The following is a 15427-nucleotide window of genomic DNA, read 5'->3' as shown; positions in this document are numbered from 1 at the left end:
TTTCTGCCTCGAACTGCGGTCTCCGGTCCGAAGAGGCTGCGCCGATCGGAAGACGAGGGGCACCCGATCGTGGAGAACAATACAGATGACACTGAACCGCGTCCGGGCCCTGATCTTCGATACGTTCGGGACCACCGTCGACTGGCGGAGCGGCGTCGCTCGCGAGGCGGCTGCCTTCCTCATCCAGCATGCGGCGCACGACATCGACCCGAGCGACTTCGCCGATGCATGGCGCCAGCGCTACAATCCGGCCATGGAAGAAGTCCGTAGCGGGCGGCGTCCGTTCACGCGTCTCGATGTACTCCATCGGGAGAACCTGGAAGCGATACTGCCGGATTTCGGCATCAAGCCCGCGAATTTGCCAGCCGCAGCTCTGGACGAACTCAATCTTGCTTGGCATCGGCTGGATCCATGGCCCGACGCCTTGCCGGGGCTACAGCGCCTTCGGAGCGGCTTCATGATCGCTCCGTTCTCGAACGGCAACATCATTCTATTGACCGAGATGGCCAAGCGCGCGGGCTTGCCGTGGGATGTCATCCTGGGAGCCGAGATCGTCCAGGCTTACAAGCCCACGCCGGAATCGTATCTGCGAACGGCGGATGTTCTCGGCATGCGGCCGGAGGAGATTGGCCTCGTTGCCGCCCATAATAGCGACCTCGCAGCGGGCCGCGCCTGCGGGCTGAAGATAGTCTTCGTCCCCCGCCCAGCGGAACACGGTCCGGGGCAAGCTACGGACCTGCTCCCCGAGCAGGATTGGGACGTGATCGCGCGCGACTTCGAGGATCTCGCTGATCAGCTCGGACTCTGAGAAACACGCATCCATTCGATCGCAGCCGCCGCTTCCTCATTCATCTCCCGGAAAGCGAAACGCTGAAGATGCCGGATCACGACCGACTGAACCTGTTGCAGCCCCACTTCGTCCTCGGCCGAAGCCCGCAGCCGAAGGCCCGTCTCGTCCGCCGCCACATCGCAGACACCCGCGGTGAAGACGATCTGGCCGTCACGCTCGTTGAGCGTCACCGGCAGCTTGTGCGCAAAGTGCTTGCAGAGTTGCGCCATGTAGCGCGCCGCGTTCCCCGTTTCCCACCACGATACGGAATGTAGTTCGGTGACATTCTTAACTTCATCCATCTCAGTAAACCTTCTCGATTGATCGCGTCTCAAGCTCTCTCGATAGCGCGCGCCGCGGCATCCAGGGCATCGGCAATCGCCTGAGCCTCGGTATCGCCGAGAGGTCCGCGCGAAAGGCGCAGCCTGAGCGCCGTTTTCATGTTCTCGATAGCGCGCACGACCTGCGGTGACCGTCCGCCCGCCGTAGCGGCCGAGGCCCGTTGCATGCGGGCAAAGACAGCGTCTACCACGGGCTTGTTCTCGGCCAGATGGGCGCCTCCCTCTTCGGTGATGGTGTAGAGCTTCCGTCCACCGCCGCTCTCGCTCACAGTCGCGAAGCCGAGTTCGTTGATCAGGGTCAGCGTCGGGTAAATCACGCCAGGGCTCGGGCTATAGCTGCCGCCCAGCCGATCCTCGATCGCTTTGATGATCTCGTAGCCATGGCTCGGTGCCTCGGCGATCAGTGCGAGCAGCACGAACCGCAATTCACCCTGATCGAAGACCCGGCCGCGACCACCACCTCCCTCACGAAATCCATGGTGCCCTGGCCCGCCATGGTGCCCACCTCGGTGCCGGCCACGATCATCCCCCCCCGACCTGCCATCCTCGCGCACAAAGCGTCGGCCCGTGTCGCTGCTCTCATCTCTCCAACGTCCAAACATGTCGTCTCCTCAGTTTTCGACAACTCGAAGATATATCGAAACACATCGGAGTAAAGATATATCTTAGCTATCTCTTCCGCGTCTATGGGTCTGCGCGGCCAAGATCGCACCGCCCGCCAGTAGCCCCCAGAAAGCGCCGCCGATGCCCAAAATGCGAAATCCTGACGCCGCGAAGATAAAGGTCACCATCGCTGCATCGCGCTCCCTCGGCTCAGCCGTGGCTCCGGCTACCGCGCTTCCCAGCGCGCCAAAGAGCGCGATACCGGCTACGGCCGTGATCAGCACCGGCGACGAGCGCGCAATGAAGGTCGTGATCAGTCCTGAGAACAGGCCAATCACCACGTAGACGCCACCGGCGACGGCACTGGCCCACCAGCGGCGGCGCGGATCGGCATGGGCTTCGTGGCTTGCACACATCGCAGCTGTGATGGCCGCCAAGTTGATCGGGATTGCACCCAAGGGTGCCACCAGCACGGTGGCGAGACCTGTCGCCCCCAATAGAGTTGCATGTCGGGGACGGTATCCGTTCATGCTGAGCACCGCGAAGCCGGGAATGTTCTGCCCGGCCATGGTGACGACGAACAGCGGTATGGCGAGGCTCACGATCGTCGAAAGCGAAAAACGGGGGGTTACCCAAACAAGTTGCGGCTTCAGGGACAGCGCCGCTCCGCCATGCAGATCGAGGGCTGCAAGGCCAACCGCAACCACGACCGCCGCCGGCACCGCGAGCGCCCGCTTCAGCCGTCCCACGACCACCCAGACCACAAGGATGATGACGATAAAGCCGGGCTTTTCCTGAAGCCCCAGAACAGGCGCGAGACAGAGACCAAAGACGATCCCGCCCAGCATGGCGCTTGCGAGCGAGCGCGGGATTGCCCCGACAGCCCGGCTCATCGCCGGCCAAAGCCCCGCCAGGATGATCAGCATGCCGGCAATCAGGAACGCGCCGATCGCGTAGCCGAAACCGCCATGAACGGGAGGCCCACTTGCCAGCAGCGCGGCTCCCGGCGTTGTCCACGCCACAATGATCGGCATGCGCGTCCTGAGGCTAAGTAAAATGCCGCAGATCCCGGTCATGACGCAGAGCGCCAGCAGACCTGACGCTGCCTGAGCAGGGTTTGCTCCGGCGGCAGTCACGCCGCGAATGATCACGGCGAATGAGGAACCAAACCCGACGAAGGCCGCCAGCATCCCGGCACCTGTCGCCTGAAGAGATATGTCGTCCCGAATCGCTGCTTGCATCGCCACCTGGCCTTTCCCGGCGACGAGCCGCAGAATCGGCATCAGGGTCAACTGGCAATGTTATTGCGGCGGGGGTCCAACCGAAGCGCGGATCACCAACCTCGTCGGATAGTCCAAATCGATCGAGTCGGTGTCGTCCTCTTGCGGCGAAATCAAGCGGAGCAGCAGACGGCAGGCCGCTTTGCCCAAGCTGCGTCCGCATTGGTCGACGGAGGTCAGGCCAGGCTCGATAAGCCCCGCCAGAGGAATGTTATCGAAACCGCAGAGGCTGATGTCGTGCGGGATGCGGAGGCCGGTGTCCCTGCAATAGAGCATGGCGCCAACGGCCATGAGGTCGTTGGCACAGATCAACGCCGTCGGGCGGTCGGATTTCGGCCGGTCAAGCAGCAGGCGCGCACCTTCATATCCCGAATCCTGTCGATAGTCCCCGGTGGCCACAAGCGCGGCTCCGGGGTCGATCCCCCGCGCGGCCAGCGCCTCCTGGTAGCCCTCCATTCTTTGGCTCGCGGTCCAGAGCGATGGCGGCCCGCTGATGATGCCGATACGGCGGTGGCCGTGAGCCAGAACATGCTCGGCGACGGACCGCGCCCCCGCAAGGTTAGTGGCGGTCACTGTCGGCACTGCCAGATCTGGAAGACGTTCATCGACGAGAACGACGCTGTCCTTCTGGAGGAGTTCGACGATGGATGGGGTCAACATGCCTGAACCACTCAAGAAGATCAGCCCGTCGACGCGACGCGCGCGCAGCACCTGACTGTAATAATCCTCCCAGCGGGGCGTTGATTGCGTTGTGCAAAGAACAAGAAGCAAGTCTCGTGACTGCGCCACGTCTTGAACGCCTGCCGCTACGGAAGCAAAGTATGGGTTCAGGAGGTCAGGCGCGATCAACCCTATGGAGGCTGCCCGTCCCGCTTTCAGGTTGCGCGCTAGAAGGTTCGGCTCGTACTGGACGGCATCGATAGCGCTCGCGACTTTAAGACGTGTCTCGGCGGAGACTTGGCCTGTTCCATTGACCACGTAACTTACAGTGCTCACAGCCACACCGGCAAGCCGCGCCACGTCACGGATCGTAGGCCGGCGCCCGTTCTCCTTCCCTGCCGACCATTCGGGCATGGCCAGTGTCGCCCGCGGAAGTCTGTCCTTCATCGGCGATCCCTAGAGCGAAACTTGTGAGGCGTACAAACGCCGGATCAAATTGATGGGGAAGAAGTTCCCCCACGCGCCAAGGATAGCGCGGCTGCCGTGATGAAGCCCATACGTATTTCACGCAGAAAAATCGCCGTCCAACGGAATAAGACGGTCGAACCGTTTCATGCTGATCGCCAGCCGAAACATCGGCAGTTCACTTAATCCACTGCCCAACGCAGATATGCCGTCTTGACCCAACAACGAACCCGGAGGTGAAGAAGTCGTCTCGCGTTCGCTTCAGTGATGAATGGCAATCAATGTTAGCGTGAAGCAGCTGAAGATTATGCGACGCGGTCGCAACTGGCAGGCGAGACTATGCGCGCCGGACGATGTAGCGCTCGCGCAGCTTTGACTCGATGAAAGCGCCATGCGCGGCATCACGCGCCTCGATCATGATCTCAAGCTGCGCCGCCTGCACCGTCGGAGACGTAAACAGCCGATGATGCGCAACCTCGATGATGTTTCCACCCTCGTCGCCAATGCGGGTTGAGATGTCGCCAAGCATGCCGGGGCGATCCGGCATCTCCATGATGAGCCGCACAAGCCGCCCATCTCGCAAAAGATTGCGCAAAAGTGTGTTGGCGAGAATGCGGGGATCGATGTTGCCGCCGCAAATTGGAATTCCGACGTTCCGCCCGACAAAGCGATCGGGGTAGTGCAGGACTGCGGCCAGGGCAGCTGCACCCGCGCCCTCGGCAACAAGCTTCGCACCCTCAGCGAGCAACGCGATCGCCTGCTCGATCGCGGCTTCCGGCACCAGCAGCACCTCAACGCCCAGTTCCCGCAGAATTGCCATGGGCAGCTCGCCGACATCGCGAACTGCAATGCCCTCGGCGATGGTCGAGCCGCCGACAGATACGGGCTTTCCGGCAAGCCGCTGCGCCATGGCGCTATAGGCCTCTACCTCGACTCCTAAGATTTCGATGTCCGGCTTCATCGCGAGCGCAGCGATGGCGCTGCCGGAGATCAGGCCACCTCCGCCGACCGGCACCACCAGCACGTCGAGATCCGGGAAATCCTGCAACAGTTCGAGGGCCAGTGTTCCCTGGCCCGCAATGATCCCCGGATCATCGTAGGGATGGATGAAAACCAGCCCCTCCGTCTCCGCCAGGTGATGCGCATGGGCCGCGGCCTCGGCCAGCATCTCGCCATGCAGCACGACCCGTGCGCCCCAGGATGCCGTGCGCGTTACCTTCGTCGTCGGGGTGAACTTCGGCATTACGATGGTAGCCTGAACCCCCAACAGATGCGCATGCCGCGCCACTGCCTGCGCGTGATTCCCAGCCGACATGGCGACCACGCCGCGCTGCGCCTCGGCAGGTGTCAGCAGCGCCAAGCGGTTGGCAGCCCCGCGTTCTTTGAAGGCCCCAGTCGCCTGAAGGTTGTCGAGCTTGAGGACGATATCGGCCCCCGTCGCGCGGCTGAGGCTATCGCTCCGCACCGCCGGCGTACGCAATACCCGTCCGGCGATGCGGTTTGCCGCCGCCTCGATGTCGGCGAAGGTGGGGGTCATGTCTCCGGCAGTCAGCCGAAGCGGACGGCGATGATCTCGTAGGAACGGTCTCCACCAGGGGCAGGCACCGAAACGCTGTCACCCTTCTTCTTGCCGATGAGAGACTTGGCGAGCGGCGATGACACGGATAGCAGGCCTTGCTTGATGTCGGCCTCGTGGACACCGACGATCTGATAGCTCGCCTCCTTCTCCGTTTCCTCGTCCACCAGCTTGACATGGGCGCCGAATTTCACGTGCTCACCGGACAACGTGGCTGGGTCGATCACCTCAGCCGCCCCCACGATCTCCTCCAGCTCCTGGATGCGGCCCTCAATGAATGATTGACGCTCCCGCGCTGCATGATACTCGGCGTTCTCGCTCAAGTCGCCATGACTTCGGGCCTCGGCGATGGCACGAATAACCGCTGGCCGCTCCTCGCTGCGCAGCTGGCGCAACTCTGCCTCAAGTCGAACAAGGCCGGGCCCGGTCATCGGAAATTTCTGCACGCGGTGTCCTCGCAGTCGTCAGTCCGTTCGGACTGGTGTTGATAAATACAGCGAAGCCGGATCACGGAATGATCCGGCTCCTGCCTCCCGACCTCCATCGCCCCTGCGTCGACAGCAGGCACTCAGAATGGGGAACGAAAGTAGGACTGTAAGGGCGCTACATCAAGCGGTCCAGATTTCATAGCCGCTACGGCGTGAACGGCAGCCCTGGCACCGGCAATGGTGGTGAAATGCGGCACGCCCTGGGTGAGGGCGCTGCGACGGATGTCAAAGCTGTCGCTCACGGATTGAGGCGTCGAGGCCGTGTTGATCACCATCTGGATCTCCCCGGATTGGATAGCGTCCACGCAATGCGGCCGGCCCTCCAGGACTTTGGAAACTTGCCTCACCTCGAGCCCCGCCTCACGGATGCGCGCCGCCGTGCCGCGAGTGGCTATGATGCCGAAGCCCATCTCCGTGAGCCGCCGCGCCAAAGGCACGAGAGCCGCCTTGTCAGAGTCTTTGACCGACAGGAAGACCGAGCCGGTCATCGGCAAGCGCACTCCGGCGCCAAGCTGCGCCTTGGCGAAGGCGCGGGCGAAGCTTGTATCGAGCCCCATGACCTCGCCGGTGGATTTCATCTCCGGACCCAGGATAGTGTCGACCTCAGGAAAGCGCGCGAAGGGAAAGACAGACTCCTTCACGGCGACGTGTGGGCCTCCGGCATGATCCGCCAGATCGAAGGAGGCGAGCTTTGCGCCCGCCATCACCTGGGCGCCGATTTTGGCGATTGCTACTCCCGTCGCCTTGGCGACGAACGGCACGGTGCGGGAGGCGCGGGGATTGACCTCCAGCACGTAGATCGTCCCGTCCTTGATGGCATATTGCACGTTCATGAGGCCGATCACGTTAAGCGCACGCGCCATCGCGACCGTCTCGGCCTTGAGCTCCTCGACGATCGCCGGCGACAGCGAATAGGGCGGCAGCGAACAGGCACTGTCGCCCGAGTGAATGCCGGCTTCCTCGATATGCTCCATGACACCCGCGACGAACACCTGCTCGCCGTCGGCGATGCAATCCACATCGACCTCGATGGCGTCGTTCAGATACCGGTCGATGAGCACGGGGTTCTCGCCGGAGACACGGACCGCCTCGCGCATGTAGCGGGCGAGCTGCGTGCGGTCATGCACGATTTCCATCGCGCGCCCGCCGAGCACGTAGCTTGGCCGGATGACGACCGGAAAGCCGATGCGCTCGGTGATTGCCTCGGCCTCTTCGGTCGACCGCGCGATGCCGTTCTCCGGTTGGCGCAGGCCGAGCTTATGCAGCAGCACCTGGAAGCGCTCGCGGTCCTCGGCGATGTCGATAGCGTCGGCGCTTGTGCCAAGAAGCGGAATACCTGCGGCGGCCAGCGACTGCGAAAGCTTCAGCGGTGTTTGCCCACCATATTGCACGATGCACCCGAGGACGGTGCCATTATCCTGCTCACGACGTATGAGCGCGATGACGTCCTCGGCGGTGAGCGGTTCGAAATAGAGACGATCCGAAGTGTCGTAGTCCGTGCTGACAGTTTCCGGATTGCAGTTGACCATGATGGTCTCGAACCCGGCTTCCTTCAGCGCATAGGATGCGTGGACGCAGCAATAGTCGAACTCGATGCCTTGCCCGATGCGATTCGGTCCGCCGCCGAGAATGATGACCTTCCGCCGGTCCGTCGGACTGCTTTCGCATACGGGGGCCCCGAAGCCCGTTTCGTAGGTTGAGTACATATAAGGTGTGGCGGAGGCGAACTCCGCGGCGCAGGTGTCGATGCGCTTGTACGCCGGGCGGACGCCGAGCCGGGAACGCAACTCACCAACGGCCGCCGGGCTTTGGCCGCTGAGCTTGGCCAGTTGCTGATCGGAGAAGCCAAGTGCCTTCACACGCCGCAAGCCGAGCGCCGTTTGCGGCAGCCCTTGCGCGCGAATGACACGCTCCGCATCGACGATCCGCTTGAGCTCTCCCAGGAACCACGGATCGAATTTACAGCAGTCGTGGATCTCCTCGAGGCTGAGCCCGGCGCGGATCGCCTGCGCCGCCATGACCAGCCGATCCGGCCGGGGTGCGGAGAGCGCAGTGCGATATGCCTCCTCCGAACCATCTCCCGGAGCCTCTATCTCGTCGAGGCCCGAGAAGCCGGTCTCCATGCTTCGCAGCCCTTTCTGCAGTGCCTCGGCAAAGGAGCGTCCGATCGCCATCGCCTCGCCTACCGACTTCATGCTGGTGGAGAGTAAGGCTGGCGTTCCTGGGAACTTCTCGAAGGTGAAGCGCGGGATCTTCACGACGACATAATCGATCGTGGGCTCGAAGCTTGCCGGCGTTGTTCGGGTAATGTCGTTTCTCAGCTCGTCGAGCGTGTAGCCCACAGCCAGCTTCGCGGCGATCTTGGCAATCGGGAAACCTGTCGCCTTGGATGCGAGCGCCGAGGACCGCGAAACGCGCGGGTTCATTTCGATGATGACCATGCGACCGTCGGCGGGGTTGAGGCCGAACTGAACGTTCGATCCGCCGGTGTCGACGCCGATCTTCCGCAGGCAGGCGACGGACGCGTCGCGCATACGCTGATATTCCTTGTCGGTCAGCGTCAGCGCGGGGGCGACGGTCACGCTATCGCCGGTATGCACTCCCATCGGGTCCACGTTCTCGATCGAGCAGATGATGATGCAGTTGTCGGCGCTGTCGCGCACGACCTCCATCTCGTACTCCTTCCAGCCGAGCACGCTTTCCTCGATCAGCACCTCGGTTGTCGGGCTGGCTTCCAGTCCGCCCGTGACGATCCGCTCGAACTCAGCCTTGTTGTAGGCGATGCCGCCGCCCGTGCCGCCCAGCGTGAAGCTCGGCCGGATGACGGCAGGCAACCCCACTTCCGCCAGCGCCGCGCGCGCCTCAGCCAAGCTGTGGGCAATTGCACTCTTCGGGCTTTCGATGCCGATCTCCGTCATCGCGTCGCGGAATTTCAGCCTGTCCTCGGCGCGGTCGATGACCTCGGCCTTCGCACCGATCAGCTCCACACCCAATCGCGCCAGCGCGCCTGAGCGGGCCAGCGCCAATGCCGTGTTCAATGCGGTCTGGCCGCCCATTGTGGGCAGCAGCGCATCCGGCTTCTCGCGCATGATGATGCGCTCGACGATCTCGGGCGTGATCGGCTCGATATAGGTCGCGTCGGCCAGTGACGGGTCCGTCATGATCGTCGCAGGATTGGAGTTGATGAGGATGACCCGGTAGCCCTCCTCGCGCAGCGCCTTGCACGCCTGCGCACCGGAATAATCGAATTCGCAGGCCTGCCCGATGACGATGGGCCCCGCGCCGATGATGAGGATCGAGCGGATGTCGGTGCGTTTCGGCATGTCTCAGCCCTCCCCGGCAGCAGGCTCGGCGTCCATCATCGCCGTGAAGCGATGAAACAGATGGTGGCTGTCGCTCGGGCCCGGGCTCGCCTCGGGATGGTATTGCACCGAGAAGGCGCGCTGCATCGGCGCCGCGATCCCTTCGTTGCTCCCGTCGAACAGGCTGACATGCGTGACGGTCACCCCCTCGGGCAGCGTTTTCTCGTCGACCGCGAAGCCATGATTCTGGCTGGTGATCTCGACGCGCCCGGTTGCAAGATCCTTCACCGGCTGGTTCATCCCGCGATGGCCGAGGTCTAGCTTGTAGGTTTCGGCACCCAGAGCGCGGGCGAGCAACTGGTGGCCGAGACAGATGCCGAAGATCGGCACCCGTTGCGCCATCACGCCCTGAATGGCGGGCACGGCATAGACGGCCGTGGCAGCCGGGTCGCCAGGGCCGTTCGACAGGAACACGCCGTCGGGCTTGTGGCGCATGATTTCTTCCGTGGTCGCTGTCGCCGGCACGACCGTCACCCGGCACCCGGCGGAGGCGAGGCTGCGCAGGATATTGCGCTTGGCTCCGTAATCCACGGCGACGACATGATGGCGCGGCGCATGCTGGTGGCCGCCATCTTCAGGCTGGGGTGGCTCGCCCCACTGCCAGACCGTCTCGTCCCACTCGTAGGTTTGGGTGCAGGAGACGCTTTTCGCGAGATCCATCCCCTCTAACCCAGGCCAGGCCTGGGCCTGGGCGCGCAGCGCTGCGATGTCGAAGCGTCCGTCGGCTGGGAAGCACAGAACTCCAGTGGGCGCGCCGCCGTCCCGGATGCGCATCGTCAGCGCCCGCGTATCGATGCCGCCGATCCCGGGGAGGTCCATCGCCCGCAGCCAGTCCAGGAAGCCGTGCCGCGCCCGCCAGTTACTCGGCTCGGTGATATCCTGGGCGGTGATGAGGCCGAGAGCAGCGGGCGTCGTCGCCTCGTCGTCCTGCGGATTGGCGCCGACATTGCCGATATGGGGAAAGGTGAAGGTGACGATCTGCCCGGCGAACGAGGCGTCCGTCATCGTCTCCTGGTAGCCGGTCATCCCCGTGTTGAAGCAAACCTCACCGACCCGGCCGCTGCCCGGCAGGGTGTGCGCGCCGAAGCCCCGGCCCCACCACAGGCTGCCGTCCGACAGAACAAGCACGGCGGTCGCCCCCTCGGGCACGTCGGTGTTCGCGGCAGGGTCGGGCGCATCCGGCATGATCGGGCTGTCCTTCGGTGCGAGGGCAAACGGGCCGCCGGGCATATCGCCCAGGGAAAGGCCGGTGGCGGCGATGATGGTCCGCCAATGCTTCGACGGGATGACGCCCGACTGCTTCCACTTGCGCAGCGCTTCGGCACTGACATGGGTGAGGCGGGCCGCGGCTTCTGGACCACCGAGGCGCTGGACGATGTCATTGACCTGTAGGGGCATGCCGTCCACATACGGGAAGATTTTTCCCATTTCAATGCTGCCACTGGGAATGGTAAAAAACTTCCCGAAGTTGGAGATGGACCATGAGCATCAGAGACGACATCAGCGCCGCGATGAAGTCCGCCATGAAGGCGGGCGAGGCCGAGCGCCTCTCCGCCATCCGCCTGATCATGGCCAAGCTAAAGGATGCCGACATCGCCGCTCGCCCTAAGGGCGTCGATCGCATAGCCGATGAGGACGTGCTTGCTCTGCTGCGGGGCATGATCAAGCCACGCCGGGAGGCGATCGAGCTCTACGAGAAAGGCGGTCGTCCCGAGCTTGCGGCCAAGGAACAGGCGGAAATTGCCGTCATCGAGGAATTTCTGCCGCGGGCTCTGAACGAGGAAGAGATGCGTGCAGCTACGGCGCAAGCTGTTGCTGCTACGGGCGCGACGGGTTCCAAGGACATGGGCCGCGTCATGGCCGCGCTGAAGTCGCAATATGGTGCGGCGCTCGACATGGGCCGCATCGGCGCGATTGTGAAAGCGGCGCTCGCAGGTTAACCCAAGCGTATGGCGCTTCCACCGTCCTTTCTCGATGAATTGCGTGCTCGAACGCCGCTTCCGGCGCTTATCGGGCGACGGACGAAGCTGACGCGCTCCAGCCGCGACTGGAAAGGTTGCTGCCCCTTCCACAACGAGAAGTCGCCGTCCTTCTACGTCTATGCCGACCATTACCACTGCTTCGGCTGCGGCGCGCATGGCGACGCCATCGGCTTCGTCATGCAGACGCAGAACGCCGGTTTCATGGAGGCGGTCGAGACGCTCGCCGCCGAGGCCGGGCTCGAAGTGCCGCGTGCATCGCCGGACGCCGTCGCCGCCGAGCGTCGGCGAACGGACCTGCATGAGGTGCTGGCACTGGCGGCCAAAAACTTCGAGGCGCGGCTTGCGACGCCCGAGGGGCGGCCGGCGCTCGACTATCTCCGGCGCCGCGGCCTCACGGACGAAACGATCAGCCGCTTCGGTCTTGGCTATTCGGGCGCGGGGCGCGGCGCTTTGGCGGCAGATCTGGCGCGAGCGGGGGTCGAGCCACGCCAGCTCTCTGAGGCCGGGTTGACGAAGCAGCCGGAAGATGGCCGCGCCATCGATTTGTTTTTCGGGCGGGTGATGTTCCCGATCCGCGATCCGCGTGGACGCGTGATCAGTTTCGGTGGCCGGATAATGGGTGAGGGACAGCCGAAATATCTCAACGGACCCGAAACGGCTTTGTTCTCGAAACGCCGCACCTTGTATGGCCTCGATCTTGCGAAGAGCGACCTCGCAAAGATAACGAAGCGCGATGGCACAGGGCGGCGACAGGGTTTGGTGGTGGTCGAGGGTTACATGGACGTGATCGCGCTCTCCCAGGCAGGTGTCCCTGCCGTGGCACCGCTTGGCACCGCCATCACTCCCGAGCAGATGGATGCGCTGTGGCAGCAGGATGAACGTCCGGTCTTCTGCTTCGATGGAGATGCCGCTGGCCGCCGAGCCGGTCGTCGGGCGATCGGCCTGGCGCTTCCGCGGCTAGCGCCGGAACGCAGCATCGGCATCGTCGTTCTTCCGGAGGGCGAGGATCCGGACACTGTCGTCGGCCGCCGCGGGCGGCAGGGGATGACGGACGAACTCGCGCGGGACGATCTCGGAGCTGCCATTTACGGCCTCATTAAGGATGAGGTCGGCCCGATCTCGAACGAAGGCTGGGCGACGTTCAAGAATCGCCTGCAGGAGATCGCGCGCGCCATCCCTGATCGCGCACTCGGGGAGACCTACCGTGCAACCCTCACAGGGCGCTGGTTCCAGGAATTCCGTGCGGCTTCGGCAAGTTCCTCTGGACGCAATGTCCAGCGGCGCGCCAGTGGCTCACCATTTCGCGGCAATCAACCACCGCCGGTGCCGATTGGGCCGCGGCCCAGGGTGAGTGAAGAGACGCAGGATGCGGAGCGCGGGCGCGTATTGCTCGCTATTCTCCTCACGCATCCCGATCTCCTCCCAGATCTCGAGGAGCCCTTCGACATGCTGGACCTGCCCCACGAGCTTGCGCACTTGCGCGATGCGCTGCGAGCATGGTTGGACACCCATCCCGTTCTTGACTCGGAAGCGTTGAACGCCCATCTCCGCCGGCTCGGATACGATACGATGGTGTCAGCCGTCCTTGACGCGCGTCCGCTGCCGGCCTGTGCGATGCCGGGTGCGGCACCCGCTGAAGCGGCCTCTCACTGGTGGCAGATTTACGGTTTCATGCGCGGGCCCCATATCGAGGCGGACCTCAAGCTAGCTGAGCGGGACTTCGTGGCCGACCCCACCGAGATCAACCAGCGCAAACTGATCGCGCTCACCTTATCTTGGGACCGCGTCCGCCGCGGAGAGATGGATGCGACCGCATGATGACGGGCACGACGACCAGACTGACGCCTCGGTCACGAGGCTGGACAAAGACGAGCGTACCCACGTCGGAGAGGTGTGAATGATGGCAACGAAGCCCACTACGACTGCCGAGGCACCCGCCCCCGACACCGATAGCGAGACCACGCTCGATACGCAATCCGGCGCGGTCAAGCGGCTTATCGCGAAGGGCAAGGAACGCGGCTACATTACCTTCGACGAACTTAACGCGGTCCTCCCGCCCGAGCAGAACAGCTCCGAGCAGATCGAGGACGTGATGTCGATGCTCAGCGAGATGGGCATCCAGGTCGTCGAGAGCGAGGAAAGCGAAGAAGGCGAAGCGGTCGCTCCCAAGCCCCTCGAGGCCGAGGACGAGGAGGCGACCGAGCAGAGCGGTAACATCAATGCTGAAACTGCCGGACGCACGGACGATCCCGTGCGCATGTACCTGCGCGAGATGGGCAGCGTCGAGTTGTTGTCGCGCGAAGGCGAGATCGCGATCGCCAAGCGCATCGAGGCCGGTCGTGACATGATGATCGGGGGGTTGTGCGAAAGCCCCCTTACCTTCCGCGCGATCGTCGCCTGGCACGAGGCGCTGAAGACCGGCAAGATCCTCCTGCGCGACGTAATCGACCTCGAGGCGACGCAGGGCATGGGCAATCCCCCCGCCGAGGGCGAGAGCGACGAGCCCGATCCCTCTCCTCCGGCGTTCGACGCGGTCGACGACAGCGACGAGGAAGAAGGCGAGGGCAGCAGCCTCTCGTTGTCGGCGCTCGAGGAGAAGCTGAAGCCCGACGTGCTGGCAACTTTCGAGGAGATCGAGGCGCTCTACAAAAAGCTGCACAAGGTGCAGCACAAGCGCCTGGAATCGATGACGAGTGGCGAGGAGATGAACCTCCGCTCCGAGAAGAGCTATGCCAAGCAGCGCGAAGAACTCGTGGCGAAGGTGCGGCAGGTCCGTCTGCACAACAACCGCATCGAGGAACTGGTGGCGCAGTTCAAGCAACTCAACCAGCGGCTGACGGCCTTGGAGGGACAGCTTCTGCGCCTCGCAGAATCCTGCAAGGTGCCGCGCGACGAGTTCCTGAAGGAGTACCGCGGGAGCGAACTCGACCCGAACTGGATCGAACGCATGGGCGGCCTCAACGGCAAGGGCTGGAAGCTGTTCGTCGCCAAGCACGGTGAGCAGATCGGCGAGTTGCGGGGCCAGATCGGCGCCATTGCCAACGACGCCAGCCTTCCAATCGAGGAGTTCCGCCGCGTCTACATGACGGTGAGCCGCGGCGAGCGGGACAGCGCGCGCGCCAAGAAGGAGATGATCGAGGCTAATCTGCGTCTCGTGATTTCGATCGCCAAAAAATATACCAATCGCGGATTGCAGTTCCTGGACCTCATTCAGGAGGGCAATATCGGGCTGATGAAGGCGGTCGATAAGTTCGAATACCGGCGCGGCTACAAGTTCAGCACTTATGCGACATGGTGGATTCGCCAGGCCATTACGCGCTCCATTGCCGACCAGGCGCGCACGATCCGCATTCCGGTCCACATGATCGAGACGATCAACAAGCTCGTCCGTACCTCTCGGCAGATGCTGCACGAGATTGGCCGCGAACCGGCGCCGGAGGAACTGGCCGAGAAGCTCGGGATGCCGCTCGAGAAGGTCCGCAAGGTTCTCAAGATCGCCAAGGAGCCGATCAGCCTCGAAACGCCGATCGGCGACGAGGAAGACAGCCATCTCGGGGATTTCATCGAGGACAAGAACGCGGTCATCCCGCTCGACGCCGCGATCCAGGCCAATCTGCGCGAGGCGACGACCCGTGTACTCTCGAGCCTTACGCCACGTGAGGAGCGTGTGCTGCGGATGCGCTTCGGCATTGGCATGAATACCGACCACACGCTCGAGGAAGTCGGCCAGCAGTTCAACGTGACCCGTGAGCGCATCCGGCAGATCGAGGCGAAGGCGCTGCGCAAGCTGAAGCACCCTAGCCGCAGCCGAAAGCTCCGCAGCTTCCTGGACGACTGAGCG

General features: G+C 63.6%; 12 protein-coding genes. 4 read left to right on the top strand and 8 right to left on the bottom strand.

The window, feature by feature from the left end; translation table 11 throughout:
- Nucleotides 1–85 precede the first annotated feature (85 nt).
- Entirely contained in the window at nucleotides 86–808 is a 723-nt protein-coding gene (locus tag ACOEQ1_RS00750) for a haloacid dehalogenase type II (protein ID WP_419757330.1), read from the top strand.
- Here the strand turns inward: ACOEQ1_RS00750 and ACOEQ1_RS00745 are convergent.
- The 8 genes from ACOEQ1_RS00745 to carA all read right to left on the bottom strand — a co-directional run bounded on the left by ACOEQ1_RS00745 (nucleotide 793) and on the right by carA (nucleotide 11002).
- Nucleotides 793–1131: a DUF2218 domain-containing protein gene (locus ACOEQ1_RS00745; protein ID WP_419757329.1), complete on the bottom strand. Its 339-nt coding sequence runs from the start codon at nucleotides 1129–1131 to the stop codon at nucleotides 793–795. The genes ACOEQ1_RS00750 and ACOEQ1_RS00745 overlap by 16 nt on opposite strands.
- Nucleotides 1132–1160: 29 nt before the next feature.
- Complete coding sequence (locus ACOEQ1_RS00740; RefSeq protein ID WP_419757328.1) at nucleotides 1161–1586, bottom strand: PadR family transcriptional regulator; 426 nt, start codon at nucleotides 1584–1586, stop codon at nucleotides 1161–1163.
- A gap of 249 nt (nucleotides 1587–1835) precedes the next feature.
- The gene (locus tag ACOEQ1_RS00735) at nucleotides 1836–3014 is read right to left on the bottom strand and encodes a benzoate/H(+) symporter BenE family transporter (protein WP_419757327.1); all 1179 of its coding nucleotides are present in this window, start codon (nucleotides 3012–3014) and stop codon (nucleotides 1836–1838) included.
- A 60-nt stretch (nucleotides 3015–3074) separates the two neighbouring features.
- On the bottom strand, nucleotides 3075–4073 hold the full coding sequence (locus ACOEQ1_RS00730; protein WP_419757326.1) for a LacI family DNA-binding transcriptional regulator: 999 nt from the start codon (nucleotides 4071–4073) through the stop codon (nucleotides 3075–3077).
- 442 nt (nucleotides 4074–4515) lie between these two features.
- Entirely contained in the window at nucleotides 4516–5715 is a 1200-nt protein-coding gene (locus tag ACOEQ1_RS00725) for a threonine ammonia-lyase (protein WP_419757325.1), read from the bottom strand.
- Between the two features lie 11 nt (nucleotides 5716–5726).
- Nucleotides 5727–6200, bottom strand: a complete 474-nt coding sequence (gene greA, locus ACOEQ1_RS00720) for a transcription elongation factor GreA (protein ID WP_419757324.1) — start codon at nucleotides 6198–6200, stop codon at nucleotides 5727–5729.
- 122 nt (nucleotides 6201–6322) lie between these two features.
- Nucleotides 6323–9565, bottom strand: coding sequence for a carbamoyl-phosphate synthase large subunit (carB, locus tag ACOEQ1_RS00715; protein WP_419757323.1), 3243 nt, complete (start codon nucleotides 9563–9565; stop codon nucleotides 6323–6325).
- 3 nt (nucleotides 9566–9568) lie between these two features.
- The gene (gene carA, locus ACOEQ1_RS00710) at nucleotides 9569–11002 is read right to left on the bottom strand and encodes a glutamine-hydrolyzing carbamoyl-phosphate synthase small subunit (protein WP_419758601.1); all 1434 of its coding nucleotides are present in this window, start codon (nucleotides 11000–11002) and stop codon (nucleotides 9569–9571) included.
- 83 nt (nucleotides 11003–11085) lie between these two features.
- On the opposite strand from carA, the gene ACOEQ1_RS00705 reads away from it, so the two are divergent.
- The 3 genes from ACOEQ1_RS00705 to rpoD all read left to right on the top strand — a co-directional run bounded on the left by ACOEQ1_RS00705 (nucleotide 11086) and on the right by rpoD (nucleotide 15424).
- The gene (locus ACOEQ1_RS00705; RefSeq protein WP_419757322.1) at nucleotides 11086–11544 is read left to right on the top strand and encodes a GatB/YqeY domain-containing protein; all 459 of its coding nucleotides are present in this window, start codon (nucleotides 11086–11088) and stop codon (nucleotides 11542–11544) included.
- A 9-nt stretch (nucleotides 11545–11553) separates the two neighbouring features.
- A complete protein-coding gene (gene dnaG / locus ACOEQ1_RS00700; protein ID WP_419757321.1) occupies nucleotides 11554–13404 on the top strand; it encodes a DNA primase in 1851 nt (616 codons plus the stop codon).
- A gap of 82 nt (nucleotides 13405–13486) precedes the next feature.
- Nucleotides 13487–15424 (top strand): RNA polymerase sigma factor RpoD, encoded by a 1938-nt coding sequence (gene rpoD, locus ACOEQ1_RS00695; RefSeq protein ID WP_419758600.1) that lies wholly within the window; start codon nucleotides 13487–13489, stop codon nucleotides 15422–15424.
- The last annotated feature ends 3 nt before the right edge of the window (nucleotides 15425–15427 follow it).

The organism is Acidisoma sp. (genome assembly GCF_965199065.1).
Lineage (GTDB): Bacteria > Pseudomonadota > Alphaproteobacteria > Acetobacterales > Acetobacteraceae > Acidisoma.
Note: the sequence above shows the minus strand (reverse complement) of the source record. Positions and strands in the feature narration are given on the sequence as shown.

Coding starts and splice junctions, on each gene's coding strand:
- ACOEQ1_RS00750 (WP_419757330.1), top strand. CDS start 86: ATGACACTGAACCGCGTCCGGGCCCTGATCTTCGATACGTTCGGGACC.
- ACOEQ1_RS00745 (WP_419757329.1), bottom strand. CDS start 1,131: ATGGATGAAGTTAAGAATGTCACCGAACTACATTCCGTATCGTGGTGG.
- ACOEQ1_RS00735 (WP_419757327.1), bottom strand. CDS start 3,014: ATGCAAGCAGCGATTCGGGACGACATATCTCTTCAGGCGACAGGTGCC.
- ACOEQ1_RS00725 (WP_419757325.1), bottom strand. CDS start 5,715: ATGACCCCCACCTTCGCCGACATCGAGGCGGCGGCAAACCGCATCGCC.
- carB (WP_419757323.1), bottom strand. CDS start 9,565: ATGCCGAAACGCACCGACATCCGCTCGATCCTCATCATCGGCGCGGGG.
- carA (WP_419758601.1), bottom strand. CDS start 11,002: ATGCCCCTACAGGTCAATGACATCGTCCAGCGCCTCGGTGGTCCAGAA.
- ACOEQ1_RS00705 (WP_419757322.1), top strand. CDS start 11,086: ATGAGCATCAGAGACGACATCAGCGCCGCGATGAAGTCCGCCATGAAG.
- dnaG (WP_419757321.1), top strand. CDS start 11,554: ATGGCGCTTCCACCGTCCTTTCTCGATGAATTGCGTGCTCGAACGCCG.
- rpoD (WP_419758600.1), top strand. CDS start 13,487: ATGGCAACGAAGCCCACTACGACTGCCGAGGCACCCGCCCCCGACACC.